Consider the following 15,990-nt stretch of genomic DNA (forward strand, 5'->3'; position numbering starts at 1 on the left):
TCGCGTGCGACGGATTCGCGTCCGGCCCGCGCGGACGCGCCGTTGCACGCCGATACCCGGCACGGTCTGAAGATCGTGATCGTGGGCGGTTTCGGGGTCGGCAAGACCACCATGGTCCGGTCGATCAGTGAGATCCGGCCGCTGGATACCGAGGCCACCATGACCCAGGTGGGCCAGGGCGTGGACGATCCGACGCTGGCGCCCGGAAAGTCCACCACCACGGTGGCTTTCGACTTCGGCCGCATCACCATCGACGACGAGCATGTGCTGTACCTGTTCGGTGCGCCCGGGCAGGAACGCTTCTGGTTCCTGTGGGATCGCCTGTTCACCGGTGCGCTCGGGGCGATCGTGCTGGTGGATCAGCGGCGTATCGAGGATTCCTGGTACGCCATCGATCGCCTGGAGCATCAGGGCACGCCGTTCATCGTGGCGTGCAACAACTTCGGCGGCGACGCGCAGCTGCAGGAGGTGCGGGACGCGCTGGATCTGGATCCGCGGGTGCCGCTGGTGGACTGCGATGCGCGCTTCCGCGAGTCCTGCCGGGATGTGCTGATCACCCTGGTCGAATACCTCTACACCCCGGAGACCGTGTCATGACCTCACCCGCGTCCGCCGGGGGCTGCCCGGTGCATCCGGCGGTGCCGTTGAGCGGCCCGCGTTTCCACACCGATCCGCGTGGCCTCTACAACGAGATGCGCCGGGATCACGGTTCGGTGGTGCCGGTCGAGCTGCCGGGGCAGGTGCCGGCCTGGCTGGTCGTCGGTTACCGGGAGTTGCATCAGGTCACCAGTTCTCCGGAGCTGTTCCCGCGGGATGTGTCGCTGTGGAATCAGTGGCCGAACATTCCGCCGGATTGGCCGCTGCTGCCCATGGTGGGGCAGCCCATGCCGTCGATCTACTTCACCGCGGGGGCCGAGCATCGCCGTCATGTGAGCATGGTGGAGCCCGCGCTGGAATCCATGGATCCGTTCGAATTGCGCCGGGTCTGTGAGGGTCTGGCGGATCGGCTGATCGACTCCTACTGCGGTCGCGGCGCGGCCGATCTGATCGCCGAGTACGCCGAGCCGCTGCCGGTGCTGGTCATGGCCTGGCTGCTGGGCCTGCCGAACGAGGAGGGTCCGCATCTGGCGTGGACCATGAAGACCCTCGCGGACGGCGGCGCCGACGCGCAGCAGGGGCATATGCAGTTCGGCGCGGTCATGCAGCGGCTGGTGGCGATGAAGAAGGCCATGCCGGGCGATGACCTGACCTCGCGCATGCTGGCCTTCCCGGGTTCGTTCACGGACGAGGAGTACGTGAACGATCTGATGGCGATCACCGCCGCCGGGCATCTCACCACCGCGGACTGGATCGGTAATTCGCTGCGGCTCATGCTCACCGACGACGGTTTCGCCGCCGCGCTGGGCGGTGGCCGCCGCAGTGTCGGCCAGGCCATGAACGAGGCGCTGTGGGAGGACACGCCGACCCAGATCCTCGCCGGACGCTGGGCCGCGCGCGATACCCGGCTGGGCGACAAGGCGATTCGCGCCGGTGACATGCTGCTGCTGGGCCTGGGCGCCGCGAACGGCGATCCGCATGTGCGCCAGCATGTTTCGGACAATGCGGTGCACGCCGGGAACAGCGCGCACTTCTCCTTCAGCCACGGCGAGTACCGGTGCCCGCTGCCCGCGCAGCACATTGCCGAGATCATCGCCCGGACGGCCATCGAGGTGCTGCTGGACCGGCTGCCCGATGTCGACCTGGCCGTCCCCGCGCAGAACCTGGTGCGGCGCCCGTCGCCGTTCCTGCGTGGAATGACTTCTCTTCCTGTTGTTTTCACGCCTGTTCGTGCTGTCGGAGGTTTCCAGTGAGTTCTGCATGCCCACACGCCCTAACCATCGATCCGATGGTCAGTGACCTGGCCGGGGAGACCGCGACCCTGCGTGCCGCCGGCCCGATCACCCGGATCGAACTGCTCGGCGTGCCCGCCTGGACCGTCACCGATCACCAGATCGCGCGGCAGCTGCTCACCGATTCCCGGCTGATCAAGGACATCGAGGCCTGGGGGCTGTGGCAGTCGGGTGCGGTGACCCGGCAGTGGCCGCTGATCGGCATGATCGATGCCGGGCGTTCCATGTTCACCGTGGACGGCACCGAGCATCGCCGGCTGCGCATCAAGACCACGCAGGCGCTGACGCCGCGCCGGCTGGAGGAGCTGCGGCCGTCCATCGAGCGGCTCACCAAGGAGCTGCTGGACGATCTCGAGGAAGCCGGGCAGGACGGCGCGGCCGTGGATCTCAAGCAGATCTTCGCCTACCCGCTGCCCATGCGGGTGATCAGCGAGCTGATGGGGGTGCCGCGCGAGGACCACCCGATGCTGCTGGACTGGTACAAGAAGTTCTTCTCCATGGTCACGCCGCAGGACGAGCGGCTGCGGATCATCGACGAGATGGACGTCTACTTCACGGAAATGGTGCGGCGCAAGACCGCGAACCCCGAGGACGACCTGACCTCCGCGCTCATCCTGGCCGACGAGGGCGGCGAGCCGCTCACCGAGGAGGAGGTGGTCGGCAATCTCAAGGCGCTGGTCGCCGCCGGTCACGAGACCACGGTGAGCCTCATCCTGAACGCGGTGCGCGCCTTGCTGACCCGGCCCGAGCAGCTGGCGCGGGTCCGCGCCGAGGAAGTGGAGTGGAAGCAGGCCATCGAGGAGACGCTGCGCTACGACGGCCCGGTCATCCACCTGCTCATGCGTTTCGCCACCGAGGACATCACGGTGGGCGACACCGTGATCGAGAAGGGTGAGGGCGTGGTCATGTCGTACCGCGCCATCGGCCGCGACGCCGCGATCCACGGTGAGGACGCCGACGAGTTCGATGTCGCCCGCCCGACCGCGAACCGCAATATCTCCTTCGGCTACGGCCCGCACGTGTGCCCCGGCGCCGCGCTGGCCCGCTTGGAGGCGGCCATTGCCCTCCCGGCCCTGTTCGAGCGTTTTCCGGAGCTGCGCTTGGGGATTCCGGACGCCGAGATCACCAACCTCCCGGTCCTGACCCAGAACGATGTCGCGGCCGTCCCGGTCCACCTGGCCTGAGACTCGCCGCGACGACGGGCGGTTTGCGTGTGTCGCCGACGCCACCTTGGCATGCTTGCGGTTCGTGACGAACAACAGGGCATGGGCGTCGGCGGCCGCACTCGCAGTGCTGCTGGCCGCCGGATGCGGTGGGGGAAACGGTGATTCCGGCACGTCGGCGACGGCCCCCGCGCCGAGCACGCCGCGCGAGCAGCTGGTGCTGACCGAGCAGGAATTTCCCGCCGAATCCAAGAAGCTGGACATCCCGCAGGACAAACTCCAGGCCACCGCCGGCGACTTCGAGGGCATGATGGCGACCACGACGGTCCAGCCCGCCGAATGCCAATCCCCGCAACAGGATCTGTCGGCGGCCACCAAGGCGGTGCTGAGCAAGTCGGCCACCTCGGCGGCCACCACCGACAAGCTGATGCTGGTCGACTTCGTCTCCGGTCAGGTCTTCGACCTGCAGAAGATGGCCGACACCAACAAGAAATGCGCCGAGGTGACCACCAGCGCCACCGTCGACGACAACCACGTCGACGGCACCACCAAGATCGAGAAGCTCAACCTCCCGGCCGCCCTCTCCGGCACCGACGCCATCGCCTACCGCGTCACCAGCACCGCCAAGGTCGGCGACAGCGCCCCCATCACCACCACCTCCTACCAGGGCTGGGCCACCCTGCGCTCCACCACCGTCGGCGTCCGCGCCACCTCCTTCTCCGGCGGCGTCGACGACACCACCTTCCACCAGGTCTTCGCCACCGCCGTCAAGAAGGTCCGCGACGCCAAATAGCCGCCGCACGAACGACTGCCGCCGAGCGCGCGACGTTCGTTACCGCGTTCGCGCCACTGCTCGGGCCGGGTGGATTCCGATGTCCGCTCGCTGTGGCGGAGCAGCGGCCGGTTGTCCTCCGGCGGGCGGGCGGCGGGCGCGATCGCCGGCAGTCTCGTGTAGGCGGGATTCGGCTCAGCCGGTGTGGCTCAGCCGGTATAGCCGAGGCGGCGGCTGATTATCGCCGTGGATTCCCTTGTGCGGTCGATGATTTCAGGGAAGCGGTCGGCGGACATGCGGTAGGTGGGGCCGGAGACGCTGAGGGCGGCGATGATTCGGCCGTCGCTGTCGCGGATGGGGGCGGCTACCGCGTTGAGGCCGATCTCGAGTTCTTCCTCGCAGGCGGCCCAGCCCTGGCGGCGGACCTGGTCGAGTTGGGCGCGGAGGGCAGGGAGGTCGGTAATGGTGTTGGGGGCGAAGGATTCCAGGCGGCGGGTGAGGCGGGTGCGGAGGTCGGCTGCCGGAAGTTCCGCCAGGAGGACCTTGCCGCTGGAGGTGGCGTGGGCGGGGCAGCTCTGGCCTACCCAGGTGCGCAGGGCGACGCCCGAGGAGCCGACGGCCTCGGCGACATTGATGATGCGGTCGCTGTCGAGGATGGCGATATTGGTGGTTTCGCCGACCCGGGCGGCCAGCTCGTCGCAGACGTCCTGGCTCTGGCGGGGCAGATCCATATGGGCGCTGGTGGATCCGGCCAGCCGCACCACGGTGAAGCCGAGCCGGTACTTGCCGCGTTCGGAGAGCTGTTCCACGTAGCCGCGCGCCTCCAGCACCGCGATGAGCCGCGATACCGTCGACTTGTGCACGCCGAGTTCGGCCGCGATCTCGGTGACCCCGGCCGCCCCCAGTTTGGCCACGATTTCGAGGGCGGTCAGCGCGCGGTCGACCGACTGCACCGCCGCCGTCCCGTCCCGCCGGGCGCCGGGCCCGGATTCCGCACTCGTTGCCATAACACGTCCAGTGTATGTGCCGCAGGCTTTTCTGCGGGTCCGTGGGTGCTCATCGGGCCGCCGCCCGCACCAGGTCCGCGCACCGCTCCCCCATCGCCATGATGGTGATGTTCGGATTCACCGCGGGGAGTTTCGGCATGGCGGAAGCGTCTACGACCCGCAGCCCGCGGACGCCCTTGACCCGCAACTGCGGATCCAGCACCGCCATGGGGTCGTCGACCGCGCCCATGCGCGCGGTGGCGGCCGGGTGGTAGACGGTGTTGTGGGTGTGGTGCATATAGTCGACGAGTTCGGCATCGGTGACCGCGTCCGGTCCGGGCGCGAGTTCGCGGGCCACCCATTCGCGCAGCGGGGACTGCTCGGCAATGCGCCGCGCGAGCCGGATGCCGTGCAGCATGACCTTCTCATCGTGCCCCTCGGGATCGGAGAAGTAGCGCGGATCCACCCTGGGTTTGTCCCGGAAGTCCCGCGACCGCAGCCGCACCGTGCCACGCGAAAGCCCTTGCGTCACATTGGGTGTGAGGCAGAACCCGTTCTCGGTGGTGGGATACCCCCAGCGCACGGTGTTCATGTCGAAGGGCACGCTGCCGTAGTGCATCATGAGGTCCGGCTGGGTGAGGCCGTCCTCGGTGGTGGTGAACAGCCCGATCTCCCACCATTGCGTCGAGGTGGCGATCATCGGCCGCGTGCTCTCCCAGAACACCAGCCCCTCGACATGATCGTCGAGATTCGAGCCCACGCCCGGCGAGTCGGCGCGCACCTCGATTCCCATGTCCCGCAGGTGTTGTGCGGGCCCGATGCCGGAAAGCATGAGCAGCTTCGGCGTATCGATGGCGCCGGTGCTCACGATCACTTCCCGGCGAGCCCGCACGGTGTCGAATCCGGTCAGATCCGGCCGCCGATACCGTGCGCCCACCGCGGTATTCGTCTCGTCGAAAACGATCTCGCTGACCCAGCATCCGGTACGCACCACGAGATTGGGCCGCTGCCCGAGCACCGGATGCAGGTAGGCGTGCGAGGACGACATGCGCGTGTTGTCCCCGTCCGCATTGATCTGGAACCAGCCCGCGCCCTTGCGCACCGTGCTGCCCCGATTGAATTGCACCGTCGGCAGTCCCGCCGCCGCAGCGGCCTCCAATACGGCGTAGCCGCACGGATCCTTGGGCGGGATGTCGCGGATCTCGACCGGACCGGTGCGCCCGTGATGATCACCGGGCGCGTCATTGTTCTCGACTCTCGCCACGTACGGCCAGAATTCGCCCGCGCCCCACCCGGTCGCGCCCATGGCCTCCCACTCCGCGAGCCCTTCGGCGGGCGGCCAGAAGGCGATACAGGAGTTGTGCGAGGAACATCCGCCGAGCACCTTGGCGCGCGCATGCCGCAGGAAGCTGTTGCCGCTGGCCTGCGGTTCCACCGGATAGTCCCAGTCGTAACCGGATTCGAGCAGCAGCATCCAGTCGGCGAGCCGCAGGATCCGGTCGTCGCCGACATCGGAGGGCCCGGCTTCGAGCAGGCAGACGGTCACCGCGGGGTCCTCGCTGAGCCGCGCGGCCACCACGCATCCGGCCGATCCGCCGCCGACGATCACATAGTCGAAGGTGTCGCTCATGCCGCCGGCACCTCCTGCGTCGCCGCGTGCGAGGCCAGGATTCCGATGACGCGAACTCCCCTGAGCGCGTACCAGATCAGTCCCACCGCGACGATCACGCCGATGTAGATGAACGCGCCCCAGGTGTTGTACCAGGGCCCGCCGTACACGGACGCGCGCGGCCAGGCCAGGTTGATCGCCATGCCGAGCCCCCACAGCACGGCGAGGATGTTCACCGCCAGTCCCCAGCGGCCCATGGAGAAGTACCCGTCCTTCCCGAGATCCGCGGGCGGCCAGGCGCCCCGCAGCCGCTGCCACAGCATGGGCGCGGTCACCAGCAGATACGCGAGATAGATCATGATGACGGCGATGGAGGTCAGCACCGTGAACACCTGCGGCTGATTGATATTGATGACCAGCACCAGCGCCGACAGGATCCCGATCACCACCGCCGGGATCACCGGCGCCGAATGCTTGACGCTCACCTTGGCCAGTTTCTCGGCGAAGGGCAGCGCATTGTCGCGGGCCATGGCGAAGGTGAGCCGGATGGCGGCGGTGTGCACGGCCAGCGCGCACACCGTCACGGCGATCACGATGCAGACCAGGAACACCTTGCCCAGCCAGCCGTACATGACCTGCTCGACGATGTACTGCAGGCCGCCGTCGGTGGTGCCGAGCTTGGGGTCCTTCAGATTCGGCGCGGACATGACCGCGAACACCAGGATCGCGCCGCCGATCACGAAGGAGGCCAGCAGGGCGCGCAGAATCGCCTTGGGCGCGGTGCGCCGCGGTTCCACCGTCTCCTCACCGAGCGAGCTGGCGGTGTCGAAGCCGTACATGACATATCCGGAAGCCAAGGAGGCCACCAGGAACGCGCTCAGATAGCCGCCGCTCTGCCCCGCGCCGTAACCATTGGTGGAGAAGAACACGCTCGGTCCGCGGGTCACGTGCAGGCCCAGGATGATCGCGATGAGCACGGCCGCAATGAGTTCGATGAATACGCCGCTGCTGTTGATCATCGCCATGAGCCGCACCCCGAAAGCATTCACGACAGTGGTGAACACGATCAGCGCGGTGCCGAGAATGACCGCGTTGGTGGCGTAGTCGTGGCTGCCGCTGCCGTCGCCGACGAGCTGGAATCCGCTCCACAGCTTGGGCAGATTGAGCTGGTAGGCCAGCACCACGGCGGACAGGGTGACGATCGAGGCGGTCAGCATGAGCCAGCCCGCCGACCAGCCCACGATCCGGCTGCCGAGCTTCTTGGACCAGTTGTACACCGAGCCCGCCACCGGGTATTTCGCCGACAGTTCCATGAAACACAGTGCGACGGCGAGCTGCCCGAGGAAGACCAGCGGCCAGGACCACAGATAGCCGGGTCCCGCGGTGCCGAAGCCGAAGTAGAACATCTGGAAGGTGCCGGTGAGGATGGAGATATAGCTGACGCCGGCGGCGAAGCTCGAGAATTTCCCGATGCTCCGGCTCAGGGATTGGCGGTAGCCGAATTCCTCCATGCCGTGGTCAGGGGTGGTGGCGCTGGTTGGTGCAGGGGGACGCGTGGTCGTCATGACGGACCAACTTTCGAGAAAAGCGCTGAACCATATTCAGTTGTGGGTGAAGAGATTTCAGTTATCCGAGAACCAGCCACCCACCGCGGGCGCGGTGTTGTGCCAGATGTGTTTGGTCTCCTGGTATTCCGCCAGGCCGGAGGGCCCGAGTTCGCGCCCGATACCGGAGCGGCCGAAGCCGCCCCATTCGGCCGCGGGGGTGTAGTAGCCGAAGTCGTTGAGCCACACGGTGCCGTGCCGCAGGGCGCGGACCAGGCGTTCCCCGCGGGCCGCGTCGGCGGTGCGGACGCCGGCGGCGAGACCGTAGGCGGTGTCGTTGCCGAGGGCGATGGCCTGGGCCTCGGTACTGAAGCGCTCGACCGTGAGGATGGGACCAAAGGTTTCCTCCTGAACTATGCGCATCCAGCGGTGGCAGCCGTCGAAGATCGTCGGCAGATAGAAGCTGCCGGCCTGGAGCCGGGCGGCCTCCGGCCGGGCGCCGCCGGTGACGAGCCGCGCGCCTTCCGAGATGCCCAGGGCCACATAGGCTTCGACCTTGGCGCGATGTTGTTCGGAGACCAGCGGCCCGGTCTCACTGGTCTCGTCGAGCCCGGGTCCGATGCGGATACCCGCTGCGCGCCAGGAGAGTTCGGCGACGAAGTTATCGGCGATGTCCTCGTGCAGGATCAATCGTGTTCCGGCCGAGCACACCTGACCGGAATGCAGGAAGGCGCCGGTCAGCACCGCGTCCACGGCGCTCTCGAAGTCGGCGTCCGGGAAGATGATGTGCGGGTTCTTCCCACCGAGTTCGAGGGCGACCCGGGTGATGTGCGCGGCCGCGTTCCGGGCGATGGTCTCGCCCGTCGCGGCGCCGCCGGTGAACGAGATGAGATCCACGTCCGGGGTGTCGGTCAGCGCGGAACCCACGGTGGCCCCGCTGCTCTGGATCAGATTGACCACCCCGGCGGGCACTCCGGCCCGGTCGATGAGCCGCATCAGCGCGATGGTGGTGAGCGGGGTGACCTCGCTGGGTTTGACCACCATGGTGCAGCCGGCCGCCAGCGCGGGCGCGATCTTCCAGGACATCTGCAGCAGCGGATAGTTCCACGGCGCGATGAGTGCGCACACCCCGACCGGTTCCCGCACCACCCGGCTGATGACGGCCGGATTCCCCGTGTCCACCAGCCGATCACCGCTCGTGGCGGCCAGTCGGGCGTAGTAGCGGAACACCTCCACCACATCGTGGAGGTCGATGTAGCTCTCGCGCAGCGTCTTCCCGGTGTCCAGGGTCTCCAGCCGTGCGATGTGATCGCGGTGTTCGTCGAGCAGGTCGGCGATGGCCAGCAGGTAGGCGATCCGTTCGGCCACCGGGGTCTGCGGCCAGCCGCCGGTGTCGAAGGCGGTGCGGGCGGCGGCGACCGCGGCGACGGCATCGGCCCGGTCGGCCTCGTCCACGGTGGCGATCACGGTGCCGTCGGCGGGATTCACGATATCCCGGCTGCCGCCGCCCTGCGCGGGCACCCATTTGCCGTCGATGTACAGGTGTGGGCCGCAACAGAGTTCGTCGTCGGTCAGCATGCCGCACCGCCGATCCGGGTGCGGGCCCACGCGTGGAACTCGGCGATGTGGTGTTCGGCGGGCACCAGTACCCCGCCCCTGCGGTAGGCGCGGGAGGACATGGCCGGCTGGGTGCGTTCGCAGGCCGCGAAATCCTGTTCGTTCACCCTGTGGAACAGTTCCACGGAATGATCGAGGACGCCGCCGGATTCGACGATATCCGGGGCGTACAACCAGTCGCATTCGACCACGGTGCGGTCGTGCGCCAGCGGGTACATGCGGTGGAAGATGACGTGATCGGGCACCAGGTTCACGAAGACCGTGGGCCGGATGGTGATGGCGAAGTACTTGCGGTCCTGCTCCGGCGCCAGGCCGGGGAGCGCGTCGAAGCCCGGTCGCCCGTCCACGGTGAAACCGGCTATGCCGTCGCCGAATTCGGCGCCGTGGCCCACGTAGTACTGGGCCGCGTACCCGCCCGCGAACTCCGGCAGCACCTCCACCAGTTCCGGGTGGATGGTGGCGCAGTGGTAGCACTCCATGAAATTCTCGACGATCAGCTTCCAATTGGCGGCCACGTCGTAGACGACCCGCTTGCCGACGGTCAGCTCCGCCATCCCGTAATGGTCGATGGCGGCGAGATCGCCGAGCCGGGCGGTGACCGCGCCCATCACCTCGGTCTCGAAGGACGGCGGGTCCTCGGCCAGGCACACCCAGGCGTACCCGAGCCATTCGCGCAGGGTGACCGGGATCAGGCCGTAGGCGACACGGTCGATGGGCGCGCCCGAATCATCGTGCAGGGTACCGAGATTCGGGGCGGCCACCAGTTTCCCGTCCAGCGCGTAGGTCCAGGCGTGATAGGGGCAGCGCAGATGCCGCTTCACCTGCCCCTCGGACTCGGTGCAGAGCAGCGCGCCGCGATGGCGGCAGATATTGAGGAAGGCGCGCAATCCACCGTCCTGGCCGCGCACCACCAGCACGCTCTCGCGGCCGACCTGCACGCGCTTGAACGCGCCGGGATCGGCCAGCTCCGCGGACCGCGCGGCGCAGAACCACATGCGTTCGAAGATGTGCTCCTGCTCGGCGGCGAAAACGGCCGGGTCGCAGTAGTACTCACCGCCGAGGGTGGGGATCAGATCCGGGCTCACAGGGATACCAGCCTTTGCGGGGCGAACAGGTCGATGGGGTGGCGGGTGCCGCCGGTCATGGCCAGATCGGCGAGGATCTCACCCACCACCGGCACGAATTTGAAACCGTGCCCGGAGAATCCGCAGGCCACGGTGACCACGGGATGCGCGGGGTGGCGGGCGATCACGAAGTGCTGATCGGCGGTATTGGAGTACATGCAAGTCGCGGCGTGCAGGCAGGCGCCGGTCAGGGCGGGCACCAATTCGCTGACCCGCTTACGCATTTCCTCGATCTCTCCGTCATGGACGATGCGATCGATGGTGTCGGGGGTACAGGCGATGCCCTTGCGGAAGAACGCGGTCTTCACGCCGCCCTCGGGGCCGTCGATGGCCGGGAAGCCGTATACCTGTGAGCCCGAATCGTTTTCGGCGATGTAGATGGGATCGTTCAGGAAGGAGCGGGTGCCGCCGACGGGGTCTAGCCAGTACATGACCTGGCGTTCGATGTGGATATCGATGCCGAGGTCGGCGAGCAGGCCGGGCGCCCACGCTCCGGGGCAGATCACCAGCTGCGCGGCGGTGTAGGTGCCCGTTCCGGTGGTGACGGTGACACCCGAGCCGTTGTCCTGCCAGTCCTCGACCTGTTCGCCATAGCGCAGGGTGGCGCCGGCGCGGTCCGCCAGTTGCAGGTGCGCGGCGACTGTTGCTTCCGGGCGGGCGAAGCCGGCCTGTTCCTCGTACAACCCGATGAAATGGTCGTCGGGCGTGAAGTTCGGGAAGCGGGAGCGGATTTCCCGGGCATCGAGAATCTCGTGCGGCAGCGACCATTCCCGGGCTGCGCCGATACTGCCCGCGACGGTCTCGCACTCGGGTGGGCCCACGTAGAGACCGCCGGTGAGCCGGTACACGTCCTCGCCGGAGTCACGCGCCAGCTCCGCCCACAGTTCGTAGGCGCGCAGCAGCAGCGGCACGTACGCGGGATCCTCGAAATAGGACTGCCGGATGATGCGGGACCCGCCGTGACTGGAACCCTTGTTGTGGGCGGGCGTGAACTTCTCCAGGCCGAGCACACGGTGGCCGCGGCGCGCCAGGTGATAGGCGGCGGCGCTGCCCATGCCGCCGAGGCCGATGACTATGACGTCGTAGGTGTCGGTCATGGCGGTTACCTCCGGATCAGCGACATGTCGGGATCCACCACCGGCTCGGTATGCACTGTCGCGCCGAATACCTGTGTCAGATAGGCTATTTCGACTCGATCACCGGGCTGCACCGAGGCCGGGAGCCAGGCGTAGGCGATGGTGCGGCCGATGGTGGCGGAGTAGCCCGCGCTGGTGACATATCCGGCGGGCGTGCCGTCGACGGAGACCGGCTCCTTGCCGAGGACGACGGCATGCGGGTCGTCGAGCACGATCGACCGCAGCAGCCGCGCGGGCGGGTCCGCGGCTTCGAGTGCCCGCTTGCCGAGGAAGGAGTGCTTGTTCATCCGGACGGCGAAGCCGAGGCCCGCCATGTCCGGGGTGTGCTCGGTGGTCATATCCGTACCCCAGGAGCGGTAGCCCTTCTCCAATCGCAGGCTGTTGAAGGCGATCCGCCCGGCCGCGATGGCGCGGTACTCGCGGCCGGCCGCCCACAGCAGATCCCACAGTGCCGCACCGTATTCCGCGGTCGTATAGATCTCCCAGCCGAGCTCGCCGACATAGGAGACGCGCAGCATGGTGACCGGGATACTGCCCAGATACGTGCGCAGCGCCTTGAAGTATCCGAAGGCCTTGTGCGACAGGTCATCCGCACACAGCGGCTGCACCAGCTCGCGGGCTTGCGGACCCCAGACGCCGACACAGCAGGTGCCGCCGGTGATATCGCGCAGGGTGACGCTGCCGTCGCCGGGTAGGCGGCGGGTGAACCAGTCGAAATCCAGTGGGCCGTTCGCGCCTACCTGGAAGAGCTGACCGCCCAGCCGGGCCACCGTGAGATCACTGCGGATCCCGCCGCGCGCATCGAGCAGCAGTGTGTAGGTCACCGCGCCCGGCTTCTTGGCGATGTCGTTCGTGGTGAGTTCCTGCAGAAACCCCAATGCGCCGGGGCCCGAGACCTCGTAGCGGGTCAGCGGGGTCATGTCGTAGAGCGCGACATGCGTTCGCGTCCACTTGGCTTCGGCAATGGATATTTGTGAATGGAAGCGGCTCGACCAGTCGTCGCGCGGGGGGAATTCCACGCCGTCCGCCGCCAGTTCCTCCATCAGTCCCGCGTTGGCCTCGTACCAGGCCGGCCGCTCCCACAGTGCGCCCTCGAAGAAGTAGGCCTCGAGCTCGCATTGCCGGGGATGGAACGGGCTGGTGCGCACATTCCGTGGCTCCGTGCGGTATTGGTGCGGGTGCAGGATGTCGTACACCTCGACGAAGGCCTGCACGCTGGTGCGCCGGATGAATTCCGGGCTGCGCGCGGCGTCCTCGAAGCGGTGCAGATCGGCCTCGTGCAGATCGATATCCGGGGTGCCGGTGACGATCCACTCCGCCACCGCCCGCGCGACGCCCGCCGAATGGGTGACCCAGACCGCCTCCGCCACCCAGAATCCGTCCAGGTCACGGTGTTCGCCGAGGATCGGGCCGCCGTCGGGGGTGAAGGAGAAGATGCCGTCGAAGCCCTCGTCGATCTTGCTGTCGCCGAGCGCCGGGAGCAGGCGGACGCTCTCCGCCCAGGCCGGTTCGAATTCGGACTCGATGAACGGGAGCATGGACGGCATGGGCTCGCCCGCGGTGTCGCGCAGCAGGTTGTCCATATCGACCGGGCGCGGGGTGTGGCCGTAGTAGCCGATGCCGATCCGATCCCCGTAGGTCCGGTAATAGAGGTCGGCGTCCTGGTGCCGCAGGATGGGCAGGCGCTCTTCGCCGTCCAGCGCCGGGACCTGCACGGTCTTGGCGAACTGATGGGCCATGGGCACCAGCGGGACGGTGAGGCCGACACGGCGGCCGAGTTCCGCGCCCCAGAAGCCGGCGGCGCTGATGACGATATCGGCGGGGAGGTCCTGGCCATCCGCGGTGTGCACGCCGCGGACCCGGCCCTCGCGGTGCACGATATCGACGACCTCGCAGTAGCCGAGGAAGCGGGCGCCGCGGTCGATGGCGCGCTGCGCCTGCTTCTCCGCGGCGCGGACGGCGAGCGCCAATCCGTCTGTGGGCGTGTGGAATCCGCCGAGGATTCGCTCGCGGTCGAGCAGCGGGTGCAGCCGGGCGCATTCCTCGGGGTCGAGCAGCCGCGACGGGATTCCCCAGGAGGTCGCCCAGCCGTGCCGGCGGTGCAGGTCGGTCCAGCGTTCGGGGGTGGTGGCCACCTCCAGGCCGCCGACGGTGTCGAAAGCGCCGAGGCCGCTGAACTTCTCGACGGTGTAGCGGGCCAGTTCCGCCATGGTCTTGGACGGATTGGTCTGGAACACCAATCCCGGTGCGTGCGAAGTGGATCCGCCCGTCCGGAAGAGCGGCCCGCGATCGGTGACGGTGACGTCGGTCCAGCCTCGCGCGGTGATCTCGTCGGCCAAGGCCGTGCCCACGATTCCCGCACCGATGATGACAACTCGCGGCTGCATGAAACAAGCCTCCAGGTTGTTGCGTATTGCGCACCAAGTGCCGTAATACGCAACTATGCTCCGCCCGGTCCGAGAGCCTGTCAACCGAATCGGAAAAATTCGTATTTCGTTGTTTCCGTGATGTTTCGCCTGGTTGACGGGCTGGTGCGAACACGCCACACTGTTGCACACAACGCATCTCGACGCGCCATTCGCAACAACCCTGCACCCCCGGGAGGGGTCATGACCGCACCGCATTCCACGGCCACCCTGCTGGTCGGCCGCCTCGCCGAGCTGCCGCCCGGCGGCGTGCTCACCGTGAATCCGCCCGGCCTGCCACCCATTTCGATCTTCCACACCGAGGCAGGGCTTTTCGCGATCGACGACACCTGCACCCACCAGGACGCCTCCCTCGCCGACGGCTGGGTGGAGGGCTGCACGGTCGAATGCCCGCTGCACGAATCCTGTTTCGACCTGCGCACCGGCGCGGCCTCCGGGCCACCCGCCAAGCGGTCCGTGCGGACCCACCGCGTCGAAGTGCGCGGGGACGAGATCCACCTGCTGCCGAGTACAGCGTCATGACCGGTTCGGTCGCCATCGTCGGGGCGTCACTCGCGGGACTGTCCGCACTACGAGCCTTGCGCGCCTGCGGCTTTCGCGGCCACATCACCCTGATCGGCGAGGAACCCCACCTCCCCTACGACCGCCCGGCCCTGTCGAAGGAATTCCTGCACAGCGGCGAACCGCTCCCCCTGCTCGAAGACCACAGCGAGGCAACCGAACTCGACGCGGAATGGCTCCTGGGCCGCCGCGCCATCGGCCTCACCACCTGCCCGCACACGATCCACCTCGACGACGGGCGAACGGTCACCGCCGACACCGTGATCCTCGCGACCGGCGCCCGCCCCCGCCGCCTCTCCACCTTCCCCGAGGCCCACTACCTGCGCTCCCTGGACGATGCCCGGCAACTACGCGAAAACCTCACCGGCACAACCCATCTAGCAGTGGCAGGCGCAGGTTTCATCGGCGCCGAGATCGCCTCCTCCGCACAAGCAATGGGGGTGCAGGTCACCCTCGTCGACCCGTCCCCCACACCCGGCGCGCACGCCCTCGGCCCCGTGGTCGCCGCCGCCTGCAACGCCCTGCACGCCCACCACGGCGTCCGACTCCGCACCGGCGTCTCCATCGCCACCCACATCCCCGCCACCACCCACCCCGTCCCCACCCCGGGCATGGTCCGCCTGACCGACGGCACCACCCTCCGCGCCGACACCCTCCTGGTCGGCATCGGCAGCACCCCCAACACCGAATGGGCCGTCCCACCCTCGGGCAATCCCAGCCCTCCGGAACCCTGGTGCACCACAACCGGTTTCGCCACCGACACCCTCTGCCGCACCACAACCCCCGGCATCTACGCCATCGGCGACTGCGCCCACTCCCCCGACCCACTCACCGCCCGCCCCACCCGCACCGAACACTGGACGGCCGCCACCACCCAAGCCCGCCTGGCCGCCGCGATAATCACCGGCACCCCCGCCCCAGCCCCGACAGCCCCGTACTTCTGGTCCCGCCAGTACGGCAAGCTGCTCCAGTTGGCCGGAAATCCGCACGCCGCCGGCAATGTTCGACTTCTCGAAGGTTCCTACGAGGCTCCCTCCTTCACCGTCCTCTACGAACGGGCAGGGGTCCCGGTCGCTGTCTTCGCGCTCGACAACCCCCGCCTGTTCACTCGCCACCGCAAACAACTCGACCGCACCCTCCGCTCCGACCTGGAGATCGCCTGA

At 68.0% G+C, this 15,990-nt stretch carries 13 protein-coding genes; 6 read left to right on the forward strand and 7 right to left on the reverse strand.

The genetic code is table 11. The features are described 5' to 3' along the window. Positions 1-42: 42 nt before the first annotated feature. From ACH438_RS43265 to ACH438_RS43280, 4 genes are all read left to right on the forward strand, one after another. Entirely contained in the window at positions 43-597 is a 555-nt protein-coding gene (locus tag ACH438_RS43265; RefSeq protein ID WP_397016546.1) for a GTP-binding protein, read from the forward strand. Then, positions 594-1,850, forward strand: coding sequence for a cytochrome P450 (locus ACH438_RS43270; protein WP_397016548.1), 1,257 nt, complete (start codon positions 594-596; stop codon positions 1,848-1,850). Before ACH438_RS43265 ends, ACH438_RS43270 begins: the two co-directional genes overlap by 4 nt. Before the next feature lie 35 nt (positions 1,851-1,885). Continuing rightward, positions 1,886-3,073, forward strand: a complete 1,188-nt coding sequence (locus ACH438_RS43275) for a cytochrome P450 (RefSeq protein ID WP_397016550.1) — start codon at positions 1,886-1,888, stop codon at positions 3,071-3,073. A gap of 64 nt (positions 3,074-3,137) precedes the next feature. After that, a complete protein-coding gene (locus tag ACH438_RS43280; protein WP_397016552.1) occupies positions 3,138-3,845 on the forward strand; it encodes a hypothetical protein in 708 nt (235 codons plus the stop codon). A gap of 188 nt (positions 3,846-4,033) precedes the next feature. On the opposite strand, the gene ACH438_RS43285 is transcribed toward ACH438_RS43280, so the two are convergent. From ACH438_RS43285 to ACH438_RS43315, 7 genes are read right to left on the reverse strand one after another with little or no spacing between them, the layout of a single operon-like run. Next, positions 4,034-4,831 carry an IclR family transcriptional regulator gene (locus tag ACH438_RS43285; RefSeq protein WP_397016554.1) on the reverse strand — a complete coding sequence of 266 codons (798 nt, stop codon included), beginning with the start codon at positions 4,829-4,831 and terminating at the stop codon, positions 4,034-4,036. A 49-nt stretch (positions 4,832-4,880) separates the two neighbouring features. Beyond that, the gene (locus tag ACH438_RS43290) at positions 4,881-6,440 is read right to left on the reverse strand and encodes a GMC family oxidoreductase (protein WP_397016556.1); all 1,560 of its coding nucleotides are present in this window, start codon (positions 6,438-6,440) and stop codon (positions 4,881-4,883) included. Next, on the reverse strand, positions 6,437-7,984 hold the full coding sequence (locus ACH438_RS43295) for an APC family permease (RefSeq protein ID WP_397016558.1): 1,548 nt from the start codon (positions 7,982-7,984) through the stop codon (positions 6,437-6,439). The genes ACH438_RS43290 and ACH438_RS43295 overlap by 4 nt, the downstream gene beginning before the upstream one ends. Positions 7,985-8,041: 57 nt before the next feature. Continuing rightward, a complete protein-coding gene (locus ACH438_RS43300) occupies positions 8,042-9,541 on the reverse strand; it encodes an aldehyde dehydrogenase family protein (RefSeq protein WP_397016560.1) in 1,500 nt (499 codons plus the stop codon). Further along, complete coding sequence (locus ACH438_RS43305) at positions 9,535-10,665, reverse strand: aromatic ring-hydroxylating dioxygenase subunit alpha (protein ID WP_397016562.1); 1,131 nt, start codon at positions 10,663-10,665, stop codon at positions 9,535-9,537. The genes ACH438_RS43300 and ACH438_RS43305 overlap by 7 nt, the downstream gene beginning before the upstream one ends. Then, positions 10,662-11,801: an N-methyl-L-tryptophan oxidase gene (gene solA / locus ACH438_RS43310; protein WP_397016564.1), complete on the reverse strand. Its 1,140-nt coding sequence runs from the start codon at positions 11,799-11,801 to the stop codon at positions 10,662-10,664. Before solA ends, ACH438_RS43305 begins: the two co-directional genes overlap by 4 nt. A gap of 5 nt (positions 11,802-11,806) precedes the next feature. After that, positions 11,807-14,227 carry an FAD-dependent oxidoreductase gene (locus ACH438_RS43315; protein WP_397016566.1) on the reverse strand — a complete coding sequence of 807 codons (2,421 nt, stop codon included), beginning with the start codon at positions 14,225-14,227 and terminating at the stop codon, positions 11,807-11,809. A gap of 222 nt (positions 14,228-14,449) precedes the next feature. Here ACH438_RS43315 and ACH438_RS43320 point away from each other — a divergent pair, with 222 nt between their 5' ends. Next, a complete protein-coding gene (locus ACH438_RS43320) occupies positions 14,450-14,788 on the forward strand; it encodes a bifunctional 3-phenylpropionate/cinnamic acid dioxygenase ferredoxin subunit (RefSeq protein ID WP_397016568.1) in 339 nt (112 codons plus the stop codon). After that, positions 14,785-15,990, forward strand: a complete 1,206-nt coding sequence (locus ACH438_RS43325) for an NAD(P)/FAD-dependent oxidoreductase (protein WP_397016570.1) — start codon at positions 14,785-14,787, stop codon at positions 15,988-15,990. The genes ACH438_RS43320 and ACH438_RS43325 overlap by 4 nt, the downstream gene beginning before the upstream one ends.

The organism is Nocardia sp. NPDC020380 (assembly GCF_044386975.1).
Taxonomy (GTDB): domain Bacteria; phylum Actinomycetota; class Actinomycetes; order Mycobacteriales; family Mycobacteriaceae; genus Nocardia.